The 16661-nt window shown below is 51.0% G+C and carries 13 protein-coding genes and 2 tRNA genes; 2 read left to right on the top strand and 13 right to left on the bottom strand.

Annotation, left to right across the window (positions count from 1 at the left end; genetic code table 11):
• The coding region (locus tag H503_RS12265) for a transposase (protein ID WP_162141336.1) at nt 1-217 on the top strand (217 nt) is incomplete at its 5' end.
• A gap of 116 nt (nt 218-333) precedes the next feature.
• On the opposite strand, the gene H503_RS0107610 is transcribed toward H503_RS12265, so the two are convergent.
• From H503_RS0107610 to dnaG, 3 genes are all read right to left on the bottom strand, one after another.
• Nucleotides 334-408: transfer RNA gene (locus H503_RS0107610), tRNA-Ile, on the bottom strand.
• A gap of 45 nt (nt 409-453) precedes the next feature.
• On the bottom strand, nt 454-2202 hold the full coding sequence (gene rpoD, locus H503_RS12885; RefSeq protein ID WP_009015393.1) for an RNA polymerase sigma factor RpoD: 1749 nt from the start codon (nt 2200-2202) through the stop codon (nt 454-456).
• 42 nt (nt 2203-2244) lie between these two features.
• Nucleotides 2245-4062: a DNA primase gene (gene dnaG, locus H503_RS0107600; RefSeq protein WP_009015394.1), complete on the bottom strand. Its 1818-nt coding sequence runs from the start codon at nt 4060-4062 to the stop codon at nt 2245-2247.
• Nucleotides 4063-4298: 236 nt separating this feature from the next.
• Here dnaG and H503_RS0107595 point away from each other — a divergent pair, with 236 nt between their 5' ends.
• A complete protein-coding gene (locus H503_RS0107595; RefSeq protein WP_009015395.1) occupies nt 4299-4784 on the top strand; it encodes an LptA/OstA family protein in 486 nt (161 codons plus the stop codon).
• A gap of 43 nt (nt 4785-4827) precedes the next feature.
• Here the strand turns inward: H503_RS0107595 and H503_RS0107590 are convergent, their stop codons facing one another.
• The 10 genes from H503_RS0107590 to H503_RS0107535 all read right to left on the bottom strand — a co-directional run bounded on the left by H503_RS0107590 (nt 4828) and on the right by H503_RS0107535 (nt 16646).
• A complete protein-coding gene (locus H503_RS0107590; RefSeq protein ID WP_009015396.1) occupies nt 4828-5676 on the bottom strand; it encodes a pyruvate, water dikinase regulatory protein in 849 nt (282 codons plus the stop codon).
• The gene (gene ccpN / locus H503_RS0107585) at nt 5642-6304 is read right to left on the bottom strand and encodes a transcriptional regulator CcpN (RefSeq protein ID WP_009015397.1); all 663 of its coding nucleotides are present in this window, start codon (nt 6302-6304) and stop codon (nt 5642-5644) included. The genes H503_RS0107590 and ccpN overlap by 35 nt, the downstream gene beginning before the upstream one ends.
• 130 nt (nt 6305-6434) lie before the next feature.
• The gene (gene ppsA, locus H503_RS0107580) at nt 6435-8825 is read right to left on the bottom strand and encodes a phosphoenolpyruvate synthase (RefSeq protein WP_026385650.1); all 2391 of its coding nucleotides are present in this window, start codon (nt 8823-8825) and stop codon (nt 6435-6437) included.
• A 189-nt stretch (nt 8826-9014) separates the two neighbouring features.
• Entirely contained in the window at nt 9015-9629 is a 615-nt protein-coding gene (locus tag H503_RS0107575) for a hypothetical protein (RefSeq protein ID WP_022227114.1), read from the bottom strand.
• A gap of 1134 nt (nt 9630-10763) precedes the next feature.
• Nucleotides 10764-11321, bottom strand: coding sequence for a flavin reductase family protein (locus H503_RS0107560; RefSeq protein ID WP_009015400.1), 558 nt, complete (start codon nt 11319-11321; stop codon nt 10764-10766).
• A gap of 148 nt (nt 11322-11469) precedes the next feature.
• Nucleotides 11470-12651, bottom strand: a complete 1182-nt coding sequence (locus tag H503_RS0107555) for a M48 family metallopeptidase (RefSeq protein ID WP_016459985.1) — start codon at nt 12649-12651, stop codon at nt 11470-11472.
• Between the two features lie 89 nt (nt 12652-12740).
• Nucleotides 12741-13727 (bottom strand): FecCD family ABC transporter permease, encoded by a 987-nt coding sequence (locus H503_RS0107550; protein WP_026385648.1) that lies wholly within the window; start codon nt 13725-13727, stop codon nt 12741-12743.
• Nucleotides 13728-13804: 77 nt separating this feature from the next.
• Nucleotides 13805-13879 (bottom strand) — tRNA-Glu (locus tag H503_RS0107545).
• 829 nt (nt 13880-14708) lie between these two features.
• Entirely contained in the window at nt 14709-16217 is a 1509-nt protein-coding gene (locus H503_RS0107540) for a dihydrolipoyl dehydrogenase family protein (protein ID WP_009015403.1), read from the bottom strand.
• Between the two features lie 21 nt (nt 16218-16238).
• On the bottom strand, nt 16239-16646 hold the full coding sequence (locus H503_RS0107535; protein WP_009015404.1) for a MarR family winged helix-turn-helix transcriptional regulator: 408 nt from the start codon (nt 16644-16646) through the stop codon (nt 16239-16241).
• Between the last annotated feature and the right edge of the window lie 15 nt (nt 16647-16661).

The following is a 16661-nucleotide window of genomic DNA, read 5'->3' as shown; positions in this document are numbered from 1 at the left end:
CTTTACCTATTGGTACGAAGAAATTAGGAGCGCCCTTATATATCCTTACTCCAACGGCTTTACTGAAGGCTGCAACAATAAAATCAAGGTGTTAAAACGTGTCTCATTTGGTCTGCGCAATTTTGAGCGCTTTCGTAATAGGATCTTGTACATTAACACACGCAACGAAAAAGGACACGCACTGTATTCAGTGCATGTCCTCTCCAGGAGTGCATAGACACTTTAGCACCCCAAAATTTGACAAAGAACCCGAAAAAACGGGAACGCCGTTCTTTTGCTCCCTAAAAGATCAAGCCTCCTGTCCATGGACAGGAGGCTTGCAAGTTATACAGTTGGTGGGCCCACTAGGATTCGAACCTAGGACCAACCGGTTATGAGCCGGGGGCTCTACCGCTGAGCTATAGGCCCAATGTAGGAATTATACCCCAGAAAAAGATGCGCTGTCAACGTTTCTTACTCGAGGAATTCCTTGAGGGGTTTGCTCCGTTTCGGACTTCTCAGCTTGCGCAGGGCCTTGGCTTCGATCTGACGAATCCGTTCACGGGTCACACCAAAGTACTGACCGACTTCTTCGAGGGTACGCGTACGTCCATCGAGAAGACCAAAGCGCAATTCGAGGACACGCCGTTCGCGGGGGCTCAAATGCTCCTGAAGGACTTTTCCCAGCTGTTCCTGAAGCAATGTATAGGAAGCGGCTTCTGCTGGTGAGGGAGCTTCTTGATCCTCAATAAAGTCTCCCAGATGGGAATCTTCTTCTTCGCCAATCGGCGTTTCAAGGGAAACCGGTTCCTGGGCGATCTTCTGGATTTCCCGGACCCGTTCAACAGGCACATCCATTTCCTGGGCGATTTCTTCCGGAGTCGGTTCACGGCCCAGTTCCTGCAGGAGCTGGCGGGAAACGCGAACCAGTTTATTGATGGTTTCAACCATATGTACAGGAATACGAATTGTACGGGCCTGGTCAGCGATGGCACGGGTAATGGCCTGACGGATCCACCAAGTAGCATAGGTACTGAACTTGAATCCCTTATTATAGTCAAATTTTTCAACAGCCTTAATGAGGCCCAGGTTGCCCTCTTGGATCAAATCAAGGAAAAGCATGCCACGGCCTACATACCGTTTGGCAATGGAGACAACAAGCCGCAGGTTGGCTTCCGAAAGGGCCTTCTTCGCTTTTTCACCGCACATAGCGGCCCGATGCAGGACACGGTTAAAACGCTTACGGTCCTCTTCAAGACGGATGCTCAGTGATTCGTCCGGTTTTGTTTCAACTTTTTCAGAAACAGCGGCAAACAGATCATAGAGCTCAGGCAGATAAGACTTGTCGTCCACTTCCTCATCTCCGCTGCCAGTCTTGGGCGAACGGGTCAGATGATACCCTTTTTCAAGAAGCAGCCGCTGCAGGCGCTTGCGTTCATCTACGGTAAAGGCCGGGCTGTAGGCTTCAATAGCTGCTTCATCAAGGCTTGGATTATCCTGCGTTTCCGCTAGGATAAAGCGATAGACGATGGATACAGTCCTGCTGTCACACCAAATTTCCTCTTCCTTGAGGTATTGCTCGATCGTATCGAGGAGCTTCGCCGCGCTCAGGCGCTTATTGACAGGTTCCCGTTCAACTTCCGGGGACTGACCGTCCAAAATGACGGCGGCCTGATTGCCTTTATCGGTCCGTTTAGCCAGCTTGATTTCATCATTTCCTGAAAGCAGGGGCACGCGGCCGATTTCCTTAAGATACATACGGACAGGATCATCGACGATGACCCCTTCTGGGACAGACAGGTTGGACAGTTCCGACTCTTCAATGGTCAGTTCCTCATCGTCCATGTTTTCCGGTTCTTCCTCTTCGGCATGGTCATCAACAACTTCGATATTCTTTTCTGCCAGTTTTGAATAAATTTCATCCATTTCATCAACGGAAATGGAATCTGTATTCTGCATGCGATCCTGGATTTCCTTATAAGTGAGAACGCCTGAATTCTTTTTTGCCAAGGCTTCGAATTCAGTAATCCACTCAGCGGTGGTCTTTTGCGGCGCTGCATCTTTCTTGGGAGCAGCTTTCTTACCACTGGTCTTTGTTTTAGCCGTGGCTGATTTAGCGGACGATTTAGCCGCCGTCTTCTTCTTTGCAGCCGGTTTCTTTTCGGTTTCTTTGGTTTCCTTCACCTTTTTAGTTTCCAGCTCCTTTATTTTTTGATCAGTCATTTGAACGTTCCCTCCTTCCCCTCATCATCAAAAGTACTGCGGTCACCGGGTGGGTACCGCACTTCTTAAATTTCGTATCTCCATTCTTATTCGTCGGCATTCCTGTAATTCCTCTAAAAATTTTTCATTACCTTCTTTTTCATAGCGCTGGGCCAGTTCACTGTGCCGTTCATATTCTTTTTCAAGCGTTGCTGTCTGCAGCCGGAAAAGACAGTCCCGGAGCACTTCTGGGAGCGTTTCTTGAGGGATTGACGAAGCAAGGATGGTCGATAGTTCCGCGGCTCCTTCTTCATTTACATCCTCAAAAAGGTCCCGTCCATCATGAAAAGTGCCGGCTCCCTTGCGAGCACAATAAGAGGTAAAGATGGCCCGTCTTGCAGCGGTTGAAAACGCATCCGTATGAGCAAAACCTGCCTGATCAGGATCGATTTCCAAGCCCATGAGAAGTGCATAGAGCACGCCCCGCTCAGCCTGTTGGGTCGGGCTTTTGATTGCAACCTTCTTTTGCAGCAGCCATTCGGGATTGAAGGGGCGTCCGCTCCCATTGGGGCGGACAAGCTTTTGGTACTCACTCCGGATTTCACCCTCATCAAGGACAAGGCGCCTTGAAAGATCGCGGATACGTTCACCCACTTCCACATCAGAGCGGCAGTCCTTGAAAAAGGGCAGGATTTCCGAAACGGCCCCCACCTTTCCTGAAAGAGTCGTTACATCGCTTCGGGAGAGCACCGTGTCGACTTCGTAATCAATGCCGCCCTTGGCCTGGTCCAAGAGGGAAAGGAAGGCTTCCTGCCCGTCCTTGCGGATGAATTCATCGGGGTCCTTGCCGTCTGTAACGTGCATGACGCGGCATTCAAGGCCCACGGCAAGGGCAATGGGAATGGACCGCATGGCTGCATTGCGTCCGGCGTTATCGCTGTCAAAGCAGAAGATGACTTCCGGTGTGACGCGCTTTAGAAGCTTCGCCTGATATTCCGTGAAGGCCGTTCCCATGGACGCCACAGCCCAAGTGATACCTGCCGCATGGAGACTGATGGCATCCATATGGCCTTCGACAATGAGTGCCTGGCGCCGCTTCCTGATGCTCGGAAGCGCCCGGTCCATCCCAAAGAGCAGGCGTCCTTTATGGAACCAGCTTGTCTCCGGTGTATTCATGTATTTGGCCGGCGAAGCCTCCTTGCGCAGGATGCGGCCCGTAAAGCCAACGACTTTCCCCCGAGGGTTCTTGATGGGGATCATGATTCGCTCACGGAATTTGTCATAGATCCGACCGGAATCGGACTGGCCTATAAGCCCGGCCTTAAGGAGCGTCTTTTCAGGGATTCCTCTCTTTTCAAGGGCCTTATGAAAGGTCTGGGCATCCGGTGGAGCAAGCCCCAACTCAAAGGACTCGACAATATCCATACCAATGCCGCGGCTGGCAAGATATGTCAATCCTTCCTTTCCGTATTGAGTCTTTGTCAGGCACGCATGGAAGAACCGGGCTGCCAGCTCATTGGTCCCGACGATTTCTTTTTCCTCCTGCTCCCGACGGATTTCCTCAGCCGTCTTTTCAGGTTCCGGAATGGGAATTCCGTACTTATTGGCTAGGATCCGTTCCGCCTCAACAAAGGAAACGTGGTCCCGCTTCATGACGAAGGTGAAGACATCACCGCCGGCGCCGCAGCCAAAGCAGTGAAAAAAGCCCTTTTCTGGATTCACGGTAAAAGAAGGCGTTTTTTCCGAGTGGAAAGGGCAGCATCCCCAGAAACGGCGGCCTTTTTTCTTGAGGTCCACCGTTTCGGAAACAACGCTCACAATATCAGCGGCCTGACGGACCTGTTCCTTGAAGCTCTCATATTTTTCCTTGAGATCTCCCATACCGTCACCGCCTTTCCTAAAAAAGTCCCTTGTCTATCATAAAAATAAGGGAAAACCTCCGCAGACGCCTTCCCTCAATTTTCCTTCGCTATTTATCTTATTCTACACAAGTGACGAATTCCCTTTTTTGTAATGAAATTTTCTTCAAGATAGCGTATAATTAAGTGTTATTTTTTATGGAAGAATCGTGGAAAAGCCATTTTTCTGCTGGACTTTTTCTTGAGGAGGCGTCGCCGATGCTGAAAAAAATTTTCTTATGCTGTTGTCTTCTTATGACTTTTCTTTCTGCTCCTTTGGCGTCAGCAGCACCAGAAATTACGTATGATCATCAGGAATTTGATCCTGATACGCTGACTTACCGTCTTTCCGGCCATGTCGCCGTAAAAACAGGGAACCGCACCATTACGGCTGACCGAGCTGAAGTTTCGCTCCTTACCAACGAAGTACGGGCTTGGGGAAACATCAGCCTCGTCGATGGAGACATTACCTTTCGGGGAACATCCACCATCGTCCGGCATAGTGATCATTCGGCCGAGGTAGAAGGCCCCGTCATCTTTGAAGAAGGAGATGCGGACATCCGGGCCCAGCAGGGGCGTTTTGACTGGGAGACGAAACTTGCCACCTTTACGGGAGATGCGGTCTACGTAAATCATAAGACCGGGGATCGCGTTGAAAAGGACACGCTTACCTATAATGTTAAGACGAAGAAAATCGTACAGTAAATCGAAAAACCGGGGAAAAGCCTGAACGCTTTTCCCCAGTTTTTTAATATTCAAAATCAAAGTTTTTGCGCAGATACTCCAAAATGAGACTTGCCGTTTCTTCAATGGCCCGATTCGAAACATTGATGATCATACAGTGGAGCCGCTGCATAATGGCTCGCGCATAATCGAGTTCCTCTTCAATACGACGCAGGTCCGCATAGTTTGCTGTATCCCCAAGCCCCATCGCCTTAAGACGGGCAATACGGATCTCATTGAGCTTGTGTGGATCGATGAGAAGACCAATGATGCGGTTATTCGGGACCTTGAAAAGTTCCTCAGGCGGCGGAATCTCCGGCACAAGGGGAACGTTGGCCACTTTGAGCTGCTTATTGGCAAGATACATGGAAAGGGGCGTCTTCGAAGTACGGGATACCCCAATGATGACAAGGTCCGCTTTCGTAAGGCCCCAAGGATTTTTCCCGTCATCATACTTGATGGCAAATTCCACGGCGGCAACGCGTTTGAAATATTCATGATCCAAGGCATGGATGAGGCCAGGCTGATTTTTTGGTGTAAGCCCGCTGGTCTTTTCAATGGCCGTCAGGACCGGCCCCAAGATATCAACGGCAGTCACATTCAGTTCCTGGGTCTTGCGGGCGACTTCGGCCCTGATTTCCGGAGATACGATGGTATAGCAGATAACCGCATTGGATTCCTTTGCTTCTTGGACAATCTTATCAATCTGTTCAATGCTGTTGACATAGGGCACACGGATGATATCAAACTTTTCCTGCACAAACTGGCTTGTTGTAGCACGGACAACCGATTCACTGGTCTCCCCAATGGAGTCGGAAATGGCATAGATGATGGGTTGATTAGCTATGATAGGTCCCTCCCTTTCCTTCGGCAAGTTCTGCCAGAAGTCTCGTCATATTGGTCTTGGAGACGCGTCCGACGAGTTTCCATTTGCCCTTTTTTTCGTCAAAAGGAAGAACTACGGGCAAGCAGTCCACTTCCCTTTCGATAAGACGTCTAGCCGCCGCAGCAGCTGGTTCATGGGGCTTAGAAAGGACAATCTTGGATAGCCCCGTCATGACCATTGCAAGGGGCAGATTATGTAGGTCCGCGCCTTGGCTGAGCGACGCCTTGAGAAGATCCTTACGGGAAATGACCCCAAAAAGGCATCCCTTTCCATCCACAACAAAGAGGGTTCCTACATCTTCCAAAAACATGGTGACAACAGCATCATAGGCACTTTTGCTGGCACTGACGACAATGGGGACACTCATGATATCCTCGATTGTAATGGAAGACAATTCCTCCACCAGCATACCCAAGGTGCTTTTCCCCGTGTAGAAATAGCCAACGCGAGGCCGGGCATCAAGAATCCCGCCCATGGTGAGGATGGCAAGGTCACTGCGCAGGGCGGCCCGCGTAAGACCTAGTTCTCCGGCAATTTCCGTTCCCGTAATGGGGCCGCTCCGGCGAACAATCTCGGCAATTTTTTTCTGTCTATCACTTAGTGGAATGGGATTCACCCCCTTTCTTCCACATTACGAAAAAAGCGTACCTAATTTTCGTGCATCCGTCAAGAACATTTCCCTGCATTCTTCCCTCTTGCAGGAAAAGGCTGCTGCCGCACGGCAGCAGCCTTTCCTGCAGGGACTATTACCAAGCCAGTTCTTCGTCGTTCTTATTGCGACCGCGGCCCGTCAGTTTATCAAGGATGATCCGCTGCTCGACCTGGGCCACCATCTTTTTCGTGAATTTCACAGCGTCAGGGTTGACAGACATACTATCAATGCCGCTTTCCACAAGGAATTCGGCAAATTCCGGATAGACGCTGGCAGCCTGCCCACAGAGGGAGACCGTCTTGCCATCCCGGTGGGCCACTTCGATAAGGTGGCGTACCGCGCGGCGTACAGCCAGATTGCGTTCATCAAAAAGGTGGGAAATGACATCGTTGTCACGGTCACAGCCCAACGTCAGCATCGTAAGGTCGTTGGAACCGATGGAATAGCCGTCGACATATTGATTAAATTTGTCGGCAAGGATGATATTTGCCGGGATTTCCGCCATGAGCCAGACCTTGAAGTCCGGTCCGCGATGGAGTCCTTCTTCTTCCATGATGGATACGACCTTGGCACATTCGTCCACGGTGCGGCAGAAAGGAATCATGACGTTGAGGTTCTTGAGGCCGTATTCTTCACGAACCTTGCGGACCGCCTGGACTTCCAGACGAAAAGCAGCCATGTATTTCGGATCGTAGTAACGGGAAGCCCCTCTCCAGCCAAGGAGGGCACTCGGTTCATGGGGTTCAAATTCTTCCCCACCCTTAAGGTCGCGGTATTCGCTGGACTTGAAATCGCTGAAGCGCAGGGTAACAGGGCGCGGAGCCATGGCCTGAGCCACCTTGCGGAACCCTTCGGCAAGGGCTTCGACAACCTTTTCCGGATGACCCGTCTTCAGAAGATAAAGCGGATGTTCATGGATATAGGTCGTCCAGATGAATTCCTCACGCATGAGGCCAATGCCGTCGCAGGGCAGGCTGGCGTATTTATCGGCAAGGGACGGATCACCCAAATTCATGTAGATCTTGGTTCCCGTTACAGGGAAGGTTTCCACAACAGCAGCAGCTTGCGCCGGCGCGGCGGCAGCTTCCGCCTTCTTTACCTGAAGGTTGCCTGCAAAAACAACGCCGTTTGACGCATCGACCGTGATTTCTTCGCCGCCTTTGAGGACTTCCGTAGCCGCTTCACCGCGGGATTTGGTGCCAACGATGCAGGGGATACCCAGTTCGCGGCTGACAATGGAAGCATGGCAGGTCATGCCGCCACTGTCCGTGACAATGGCCTGTGCCTTTTTCATGGCAGGCACCCAGTCCGGAGCCGTCATTTCCGTAACGAGGATTTCTCCATCCTTGAATTCGTCAATATCCTTCGGGTCGCGGATGACATGGGCTTTGCCATAGCCCTGACCCGGGCTTGCGGGAAGGCCCTTCAAAAGAACCTTGGCCCCTTCCATGGATCCGGCCGTCTGTTCTTCTTCGTTCTTCTTTTCCTTGTTGCGGCGGGACCAAACAGTTTCCGGACGAGCCTGAAGAATCCAGATCTTGCCATCCCTTTCATCAATGCCCCATTCCATATCCATATAACAGCCATAATGGGCTTCAATCTTTTTGGCGTATCCTGCAAGTTCCAGGATCTGTGCGTTTGTCAGGGTCTGTTTCCTGCGGTCTGCTTCAGGAACAGGCACTTCCATGGTATCGCCGCCGGGCTTGCGGATGAGCATCTTATCCTGTTCATTGACCGATACTGAAATGAGCTTCATTTCGTCTTTGGAAACGACGTAGCTGTCCGGCGTTACAATGCCGCCAACCACATATTCACCAAGGCCGTAGGCCCCTTCGATCATGATGTTCTTGTCATCACCGTTAGCCACATTTACCGTGAACATAACGCCGGCGGCTTTGGAAAAGACCATCATCTGGACAACTGCAGAAAGAGCAAGGGACAGATGGTCATAACCCTGTTTTTCCCGATAGTAGACAGCGCGGTCCGTAAAGCAGGAAGCGTAACATTCCTTGACCTTGCGGATGACCTGATCGGCACCATGGACATTAAGATACGTATCCTGCTGGCCGGCAAAGCTGGCGTCAGGCAGGTCTTCAGCCGTGGCACTGGAACGAACGGCTACATAGGGTTCATCTTCATTCATCTTGTGAGCCAGCTCTTCATAGGCTCTGCGGATGGCATCCTGAAGATCCTGGGGCATTTCCTGTTCCATGATGGCTCCGCGCAGGCGCACGCAGACCGAGGAGAGAAGTTCACTATTTTCCACATCCGTCAGTTCCGCAAGGATGCTGCGCATCTTTTCGCGCAGGCCCGTCTGGTCAATGAAATACCGATAAGCATGGGCCGTCGTAGCAAAGCCATACGGCACAGGAACATCGGTCTTGGACGTCATTTCCCCAAGAGAAGAGGATTTGCCGCCGACAATGTCGACGTCTTTTCTTTCCAGTTGTTCAAACCACAGCAAATAAGCATTTGATTTATCCATGTTGGGCTCCTTTTCAGCAAAACTTGAAAACATTGTCTCAATTTAGTATACACTATATCACCATTATGACGCATATTCAACCCTCTTTTTCAGAAATCCGGAAAAGAGGCGGCAAGGTGCATACAGCCTTGTTTTTACTCAAAAAGAAGTCCCACCCCTCCCGATAGCAGAAAAGGATAGGACTTTTAATTAGCGTACACTATTAATCAGGCAGCCCCAAGAACATGGCAATGGAGATCGTGATGATGATGGAAAAGACCACCCGTTCGAACCAGATGATGACAATGTCCCGCATCTTGAGCGGAATATCCGTCCCCATGATGCAGGGGATGCTGGCTGAGAAAAAAGGATTGCGGAAATGCTGACCACAGCGATGACGAACTTCAAAAGCATGGTCCCCGACCCCTTGATGAGAATGGCCGGCAGGAACATTTCCGGAAGGCTCAAGGCCGCTGCCTTACCGGCAAGGACCGCTTGGGACACACCGAAGAGTTTGAAGAAAGGAACGAAGAGATAGCCGAAATAATCAAAGATGGGTGTAAATTCCGCAAGGAAGAGGCCCAAGAGCCCAATGGACGTAATGGAAGGAATGACGCCAAAGGCCATCTTGAGACCGCTCATGAGGTTATCCGTGCAGAGTTTCAAAACAGGGGGCTGGGCCGCAGCCGTTTCAAGGCCGAGCTTCCAAGCCCGCTCGAGGCGGCTTCCCTCTTCTTTAGGAACAGTGGCCTTTTCGCTCGTAAAGTACGTGTCAGGAATGGCCGAAAGGGGCCAGATGCGGGCCACAACGAGGAGGAAGGTCATGGACACGGTCGAAAAACCCGTTGCAATGATGGGCCGGCACGGATTAAATCACACGATAACACGGTCCCGCAACCGACAATGGAGCAAATTTGCTCCATCTGCAGCGGTTTTAGACCATCATGTGATGTTCCTCGCTAGCGCTCATAAAGAAACGTCGCTGCGCTCCTCATCCACCACCGAAAGGGCACGCCTGCCTCATTATAATGAGGCAATATGCGGTTTTCGGTCCCCCGTCCTGGCGAGGCGGATCGACTCTACGAGTCGAGTTCTAAGGCAAAAGACCGCATGAAGGACGGTACGATGCATCCAGCATTGTACCTAAAGAAAAAGAATATAAAGAGAGCCTCAAACCGAATCAAAGCGCGTTTTCGGATTGAGGCTTCTTCGCTAGTCCAACAAAATTTTCTTTGTTATTTGGTCTTAAAATTTTTCGCAACATGGAATCAAAAAGTATTTTCTTCTTATCAGCACTAACTGATTTGATCTTTTGCCTTAGAGACGGCGAATGCCGTTCCAGCTTACCAAGGCGGGGGTATCCACCAAGCAGGCTTGGTGGGGGGTGGATGAAAAGGGGCAGTTTGGTGCCGGCGTTCTGGTCTTTCTTCTATTTACATGATTCGAATGGGGCTCAGATTGGTTCAGATGCTAGGAAAAAAGCTGCAGGCTGACGACGACGTCGTACAACTTGCTTTTTGCAAATTCAGTTCAGATGGGTCCAATTGCAAAGAGCCTCCGATTCCACCGGCGACGGCAAACCTGAGACGCCAGCAATCTGCTAGCGCAGCGACGCGGGGGGGCTGTTGCGCAAAGATTCTCCGAAGCGGCGCCGCCAAAAACAAATCGGCGACGCGTGAGTTTCCTTGCGGCCAGAGGCCGGTACGTTGAGGAGGTTGGGGCGCGGGCGGCAAAGTAGATGGGCCCATATGGGCCGAAGATTGCAAAAAGCTTCCGCTTTCATAAGCTGGGCGCTGGAAGTGATGACACATGGTTAGGAAAGGAAGCGCCCAGGCGTAAGCGATCCCCAAACGTGAGACGGTCCATCGTACGATAAGTCATGGTCCCATTGTTACCATAGATTTTTATAAGGCAATGGGAGCACGTAACTCCATCAAATCAGCGCGATTTGTGCGCTGACTAAAATAACTTCTTCCCCTCACTAAACGCATTTCCCACCGTCTCTTCGGCGACAAGGTACTTCATGTTAGCCATATCAAAGACAAGAGGACGCAGTTTCTTTGGATCGATGTTTTCCCCGGTCAGGATGCTTTCATCAGCACTAATGCCAACAATCCGCCCTGTAAGGATTTCCGTTTCTTCGTTATAGGAAAGGACTTCGCACTCAAGCGTCATGGGCAGTTCCTCAAAGTACGGGGCGTTGACGTGAAGGGCTTTTTTCGCGTGAAAGCCGGCCTTTTCCACTTTCCGCGGTTCCTTGCTGCCGCTTACAAGGCCCACATAGTCACAGGCAGCAAGCTGCTCCACTGTTCCCATGCTGACAGTAAAGGCTTTCGTCTCCAAAAGATTCTTAACCGTCTTATGCCCTTTTGCGAGGGCAAACATCATTTGGTCCATTTCGTTATGGCAGCCCCAAGCTGCGTTCATCGCATTGGGCGTCCCGTCCTTGTCATAGGTTCCGATGATAAAGACGGGCTGGGGAAGCGCAATGGGTTTAACAGCAAATTCTTTTCTCATTCATATCCCTCCTTAATTGGATGACTGTTTCTTGAAGCACTGCATTTATTTGCAAGTGCACGCATTTATATTAGCATAAGCTTCCCCTTCCGTCAATTCTGCCATCTAAAAAGGCCCTGCGCGTAAGCACAGGGCCTTTCACCGTCTTTTATTTTTTAGGGGCTGCTTTTTTCTGCAGCTTAAGCTCCCGAGACGCGACTTTGCTCTCCTTGCTGCTCTTGATTGCATTGAGTTTCTGAGCAAGTTCAGCCGCGCTTGGATCGCCATTTACGGAGACCATGATGGGCTGATTGCCCAAATATACGGTACTGCCTTGAGAAGAAGCGTCCTTAAGGTTTTGTTTATGCAGGAAAGCAGCGGCGAGGTTGCCCATGACAAAATAGGAGCGTTCCTTTGCGGACATATCGCCATAGGCATGAGGCGCGACAAAATCCTTTCCCCCTACTTTGACCATGCCCTTATCCGCATCGATGGTCACGTTGCCGCCGGACAGATCAGTCAGGCGCTTGGCATAATTATCGCGGCGCTGCTGATGGGTCGGATGATCAGATGGCGAGAAGATTTCACCAACAAAACTGGATTTATACGTCTTTGACCGGTCCATGACTCGCTGCCACATGGCGGCTGACGCACCCGGGTTATAATTGGAGTTAAGCAAATAGGTCAGTGCCAGGTTATCAGCTTCCCATTCATCACTTTTGCCAATCTGAACATTATCAATCTGGTTCACAAGGATATTAAGGGCCAGATCCGCCATCCCGCTTCCCGCAGCGCCGCTTACGACGCCGGCTGCCACGGCCACCTGCATCTTTTTGCGCGTACTTGAGACCACATGGTTCTTCTGTCCATGCCCCATTTCATGAAGCAGGACAACGGCAATTTCATCAGGATTGCTCGTCATGGAATAAAGCCCTGTATTGACGCTCATGACATGGCCCATACTGCAGAACGCATTGAAAGATTTATCATTATTGATGAAATAAAGATAAGGTTTTTGATGAATAGTAGGATCTACAGCCCCAATGGCGCTGGTCAGCTGCCCCATCATGTCCGTAAGCTGACCATTTAAATAACCATCGTAATTGACGCCATATTTTTCCTTGTACGACGAGAAAAGTTTCTGCCGTCCCTCTTCCGTGTTATTGTAGTAATTAAGGGCCTTATCAACCTGTCCATAAATCGCGACGCCCTGTACCCCAGCAAGGATGGCACCTAACACATCGGCATGGGCCCTAGGCATGGGAAGGGCTGTAAAGGAAAGACCAAGCCCCATGACACCTGCTAAGACAGCGGATGCCAGACGATTTTTCCAAACTGAACGTTCCATCATATCAACCTCCAGAAAAAGGATCATCCTGTAAGAACCAGTTTTCTTTATTGTAGCACAGGCACCGCACTTGGCATAGAGAAAAAGAAGGATCAGGCCCCTTTCTTCTGATGAAGCAGATAGAGAAAATAGGGCGAGCCCAAAAGGGCAGTTATGATTCCTGTCCGGATCTCGCTGCCGGGAAGGATCCATCGCCCCATAAGGTCACAGAGCGTGAGGAATACAGCCCCAATCAGGGCGGCAAAAGGCAGGAGACGATGGTGGTCGGCCCCGCTCAAAAAACGTCCCATATGGGGAACGATGAGCCCAACAAAACCGATATTGCCGCCAAGACAAACAGCAAGGCTGGTCAAAAGGGCCGTCCAGAAAAGGATGAGCTTACGCCAAAACGCAACATTAAGTCCCAGGGCAGCTGCCTGCTCCCCACCAAGAGATAAGAGATTCAGAGGCCGCCCCCAAATAAAGACGCCGGGCAAAAGGACAAGAATCAGCCCCGCAAGAGGCCATGCCTTGAGGGAAGCCGTACCGAGGCTCCCTAAGGTCCAGAAGAAGTACTGCTGCATGATGGGCGCTGGTGCAAAGCTAAGGAGTCCTGACACAAGGGCCGCACAAAAAAAGCTCACTGCCACGCCGCCCAAAAGAAGATACGTGACGGAAGCCTTAAAGGAGCGGCGCCCCAAGAGGGCAACAAAAAAAGAGATCAAGGCTGCACCCATAAAAGCCCCCAACGGGACCATGAGCGGTGACAGGACAGCTAGGTTCAGGATAAGGACAAGCACAGCACCCAGGGAAGCACCGCTCGAAATACCTAAAAGTCCAGGGTCTGCAAGAGGGTTGCCAAAAACTCCCTGAAGCGCGGCTCCGCTTGCTGCCAGGGCCGATCCAATGAGAGCCCCATAACAAAAGCGTGGCAGGCGAATGACGGTAAGGACCGTCTTTTCCTCGTCCGTGAGTGTGCCCATAAGAAGATGCTGGACGTTGACAGGAATCAGGCCCGTCAAAAGGCTACCCAAAAAAATCAGCCAAAGCAGGATGAAAAGGACTGCATAAACCCGTCCCAACCCTTTTTCCCGCATCATGCCCCTCCTTTCCAAGACAAAAAAAAGACGCTCCCAAGGAGCGTCTCAACTGCAGCAGAAGCTGCCTTGTTCCAAATTGGTAGCGCCAACGAGAATCGAACTCGTGATTTTGCCTTGAGAGGGCAACGTCTTAGCCGCTTGACCATGGCGCCATGACTAGCAAAACTGTTAGTACCTTGTAAGTATAGGCGCTTTTTCCCTGATTGTCAAGGAAAATCACCAGCTGGCGGGGAAAAGGGAAAAAGAAGAGAGTCTGTTTGGTCCCGCACCTTCGTGGTTTTTCTCACAACTCACCACTCATAAACTCACAGCACCTTTAAATCAGCCCCATTCCCCTCCTTTTCCCTTCGTTTATTACCTTCCATTTGCTTTTTTGTAAATTTGGCTCGGATGGGCCCAATTGCGAGGAGACCCCGGCCTCAGCGACGACGGTGGATCTGAGTCGCCAGCAATCCGCTAGCGCAGCGTCGCGGGAGCTGTTGCGTGGAGGTTCTCCGAAGCGGCGCCACCAAAAATAAATTGGCGACGCGTGAGTTTCCTTGCGGCCAGAGGCCAGTACGTTGAGGAGGTTGGGTGCGCGGGCGACAAAGTAGATGGGTCCATATGGACTGAAGATTGCAAAAAGCTTCCGTTTTGATAAGCTGGGTGCTGGAAGTGACGACACATGGTTAGGAAAGGAAGCGCCCAGGCGTAAGCTACCCCCAAACGTGGGACGGTCCATCGTACGATAGGCCATGAGGCCATTGTTTCCACAAAACCTTTTTAAAAAGTGGCCTCACACACTTCATCAAATCAGCCCGATTTTTGGGCTGACTCAAAAGGGATCGACGAAGGCATATTTCGGGCGTCTTAGAAATGAGATTATGGTACGTATCTTCTTGCGACGGGACATGCCATCATTAGCATCAGATATATCTTTTTAAAGCCAATGATGACACGTAACTTCATCGAATCGGCACGATTATTGCGCCGATCAAATACTTAAGGCATCACATAATACCGCGTCCACATGGTCACTTCACTAAGGGAAGGATGAGGGGTCATGGTCTCATTGAGGGTCCTGACATTATGCGGGTCAAGGATCCTTGTAAGGGGCATGGCACGCAGATGTTTCACCGTTTCTGACGCAATTTCCGGATGAAGCGGCGCAATGACATGAGTACCGCTGTTCATAAGATCAATGAAAGGCTGGATCAGGATGGAAGCTTCTGGGCCAATGATATGGGCCCCTAGGATTTTTCCCGTATCAGCATCAAGGACCAATTTAATGAACCCATCGTCATCAGCCCCCTCTTCATACCCGAGGGCGTATCCTTTCGCCGAGTGAGAAAAGTGATTCACGGCCACTTTTGTACGGTATCCCAATTTTTGGGCCGCATCCGCTGTCAGGCCCACATGGGCCGCTTCTGGATAGGTATAGGTCACGGCAGGTACAACGCCATATTCAGCCCAGCGCCAATGAGCAGGTGCCGCCGTGCCAAAAAGATTGTCCGCAAGGATTTCGGCTTCGTAGTTGGCCTTATGACGGAAAGGGGCCCGCCCGTTCACGTCGCCAATGGCCCAAATGCCTTCTGCCGCGGTTTCGAGAAATTCATTGGTTTCAATATAGCCCCGTTTATCAACCGTGACGTCCGTGTTTTCCAGATGGAGCAGGTCCGTCATAGGACGGATGCCCGGGGCGACAAGGATTTCCTCTCCCCGTACTTCCGTTTTCTCACCAGTTCCACGGTCTTCAAGGACAACAACCTTTTCCCCATTTTCGATGCGGGCGGAAAGGGTTTCCTTGTTAAGGGCCACATGAAGACCGCGGTTTTGGAACTGTTTCAGGAGAAAAGTCGATACATCGGCATCTTCTTTAGGAAGCAGGCGCACATTATGCTGAACGATGGTCACGTCCGTTCCTGCAGCGTCAAAGATATGGGCAAATTCACAGCCAATGGGACCACCGCCAAGAATGATCAGGCTCTTGTAAGGCCTTTGAGGGAAGGCGTCTGTAAAGAAGGATTCGGACGTAATATACCCTACGTCTTCAAAGCCAGGAAACTTAGGAATATTGGTCCTGCCCCCGGTTCCGATAACGATCATCTTCCCTTCCAGTTCTTCCGTCGTACCGTCATTCATAGCAATGGAAAGGGTCTTTTTCCCCGTAAAGGAAGCCGTTCCGTCAAAGGTATCCACATTGGGAAAGGCTTCATAATACGTCTTGATTTCCGGGCTCTCGGAAAGTTTAGCCTGCAGGCGGCGAGAAACGGTTTTCCAATCAAGCGTTACTTGTTCTGCCTTGACGCCAATGCGGGCGGCCTCTTTGATGGAAAGAACAGCATTTGCCGCACTCACAAGGATCTTCGTCGGAATGCAGCCCCTGTTCAGGCAGGTCCCACCATAGGCACCGCGTTCAATAAGGGCCACTTTCTTTCCGGCCAGCTGCGCCGCGTCGGCGATGATATTGGCCGCGCCCGTTCCAATGAGGATAACATCATATTTTTTCATGGTTTTCTCCTTATCACAAAATCAGGTTGCCTGCTGGATCGCGGAAAGCAGCGTTTCCAGGGTTCTTACACCCTCTGTTCCCAAGGCCGCTTCATAAGCAGCCTGGGCTTTTTGCCAAAGCAGATGGGCCTCTTCAAAGGCCTTGTGACCTTCAGCTGTCAGGACAAGCCGGCAGTTTCTCATGTGACATTCCCGGCAGTCCGAAACAAATCCTTTTTGCATGAGGGGTTTTAAGCTGCGCGTCAGCGTGGACCGTTCCAGATCCAGATATCCGGCTAGATCCATGACGCTGCAGCCTCCATGCTGGTTGATTTCCCGGAGCATCCCATACTGACTGATGGTGACGCCCGACGGCGCAAGGGCTTTGTCATAGAATTCATTTAAATGGTGAGCCGCCCGTTTAAGGCGCCAGCAATGACAGATTTCCATGGGAACCTCCTTTCA

It is taken from the genome of Acidaminococcus intestini DSM 21505 (assembly GCF_000425045.1).
Classification (GTDB): domain Bacteria; phylum Bacillota; class Negativicutes; order Acidaminococcales; family Acidaminococcaceae; genus Acidaminococcus; species Acidaminococcus intestini.
Note: the sequence above shows the minus strand (reverse complement) of the source record. Positions and strands in the feature narration are given on the sequence as shown.

What these genes read in the sequence shown, in the direction of transcription:
- H503_RS0107535 (WP_009015404.1), bottom strand. Translation starts at nt 16,646, where the DNA reads ATGGAAATCTGTCATTGCTGGCGCCTTAAACGGGCGGCTCACCATTTA.
- H503_RS0107575 (WP_022227114.1), bottom strand. Translation starts at nt 9,629, where the DNA reads ATGACCTTCCTCCTCGTTGTGGCCCGCATCTGGCCCCTTTCGGCCATT.
- H503_RS0107560 (WP_009015400.1), bottom strand. Translation starts at nt 11,321, where the DNA reads ATGAGAAAAGAATTTGCTGTTAAACCCATTGCGCTTCCCCAGCCCGTC.
- dnaG (WP_009015394.1), bottom strand. Translation starts at nt 4,062, where the DNA reads ATGGGAGATCTCAAGGAAAAATATGAGAGCTTCAAGGAACAGGTCCGT.
- H503_RS0107555 (WP_016459985.1), bottom strand. Translation starts at nt 12,651, where the DNA reads ATGATGGAACGTTCAGTTTGGAAAAATCGTCTGGCATCCGCTGTCTTA.
- H503_RS0107550 (WP_026385648.1), bottom strand. Translation starts at nt 13,727, where the DNA reads ATGATGCGGGAAAAAGGGTTGGGACGGGTTTATGCAGTCCTTTTCATC.
- H503_RS0107595 (WP_009015395.1), top strand. Translation starts at nt 4,299, where the DNA reads ATGCTGAAAAAAATTTTCTTATGCTGTTGTCTTCTTATGACTTTTCTT.
- H503_RS0107540 (WP_009015403.1), bottom strand. Translation starts at nt 16,217, where the DNA reads ATGAAAAAATATGATGTTATCCTCATTGGAACGGGCGCGGCCAATATC.
- rpoD (WP_009015393.1), bottom strand. Translation starts at nt 2,202, where the DNA reads ATGACTGATCAAAAAATAAAGGAGCTGGAAACTAAAAAGGTGAAGGAA.
- ppsA (WP_026385650.1), bottom strand. Translation starts at nt 8,825, where the DNA reads ATGGATAAATCAAATGCTTATTTGCTGTGGTTTGAACAACTGGAAAGA.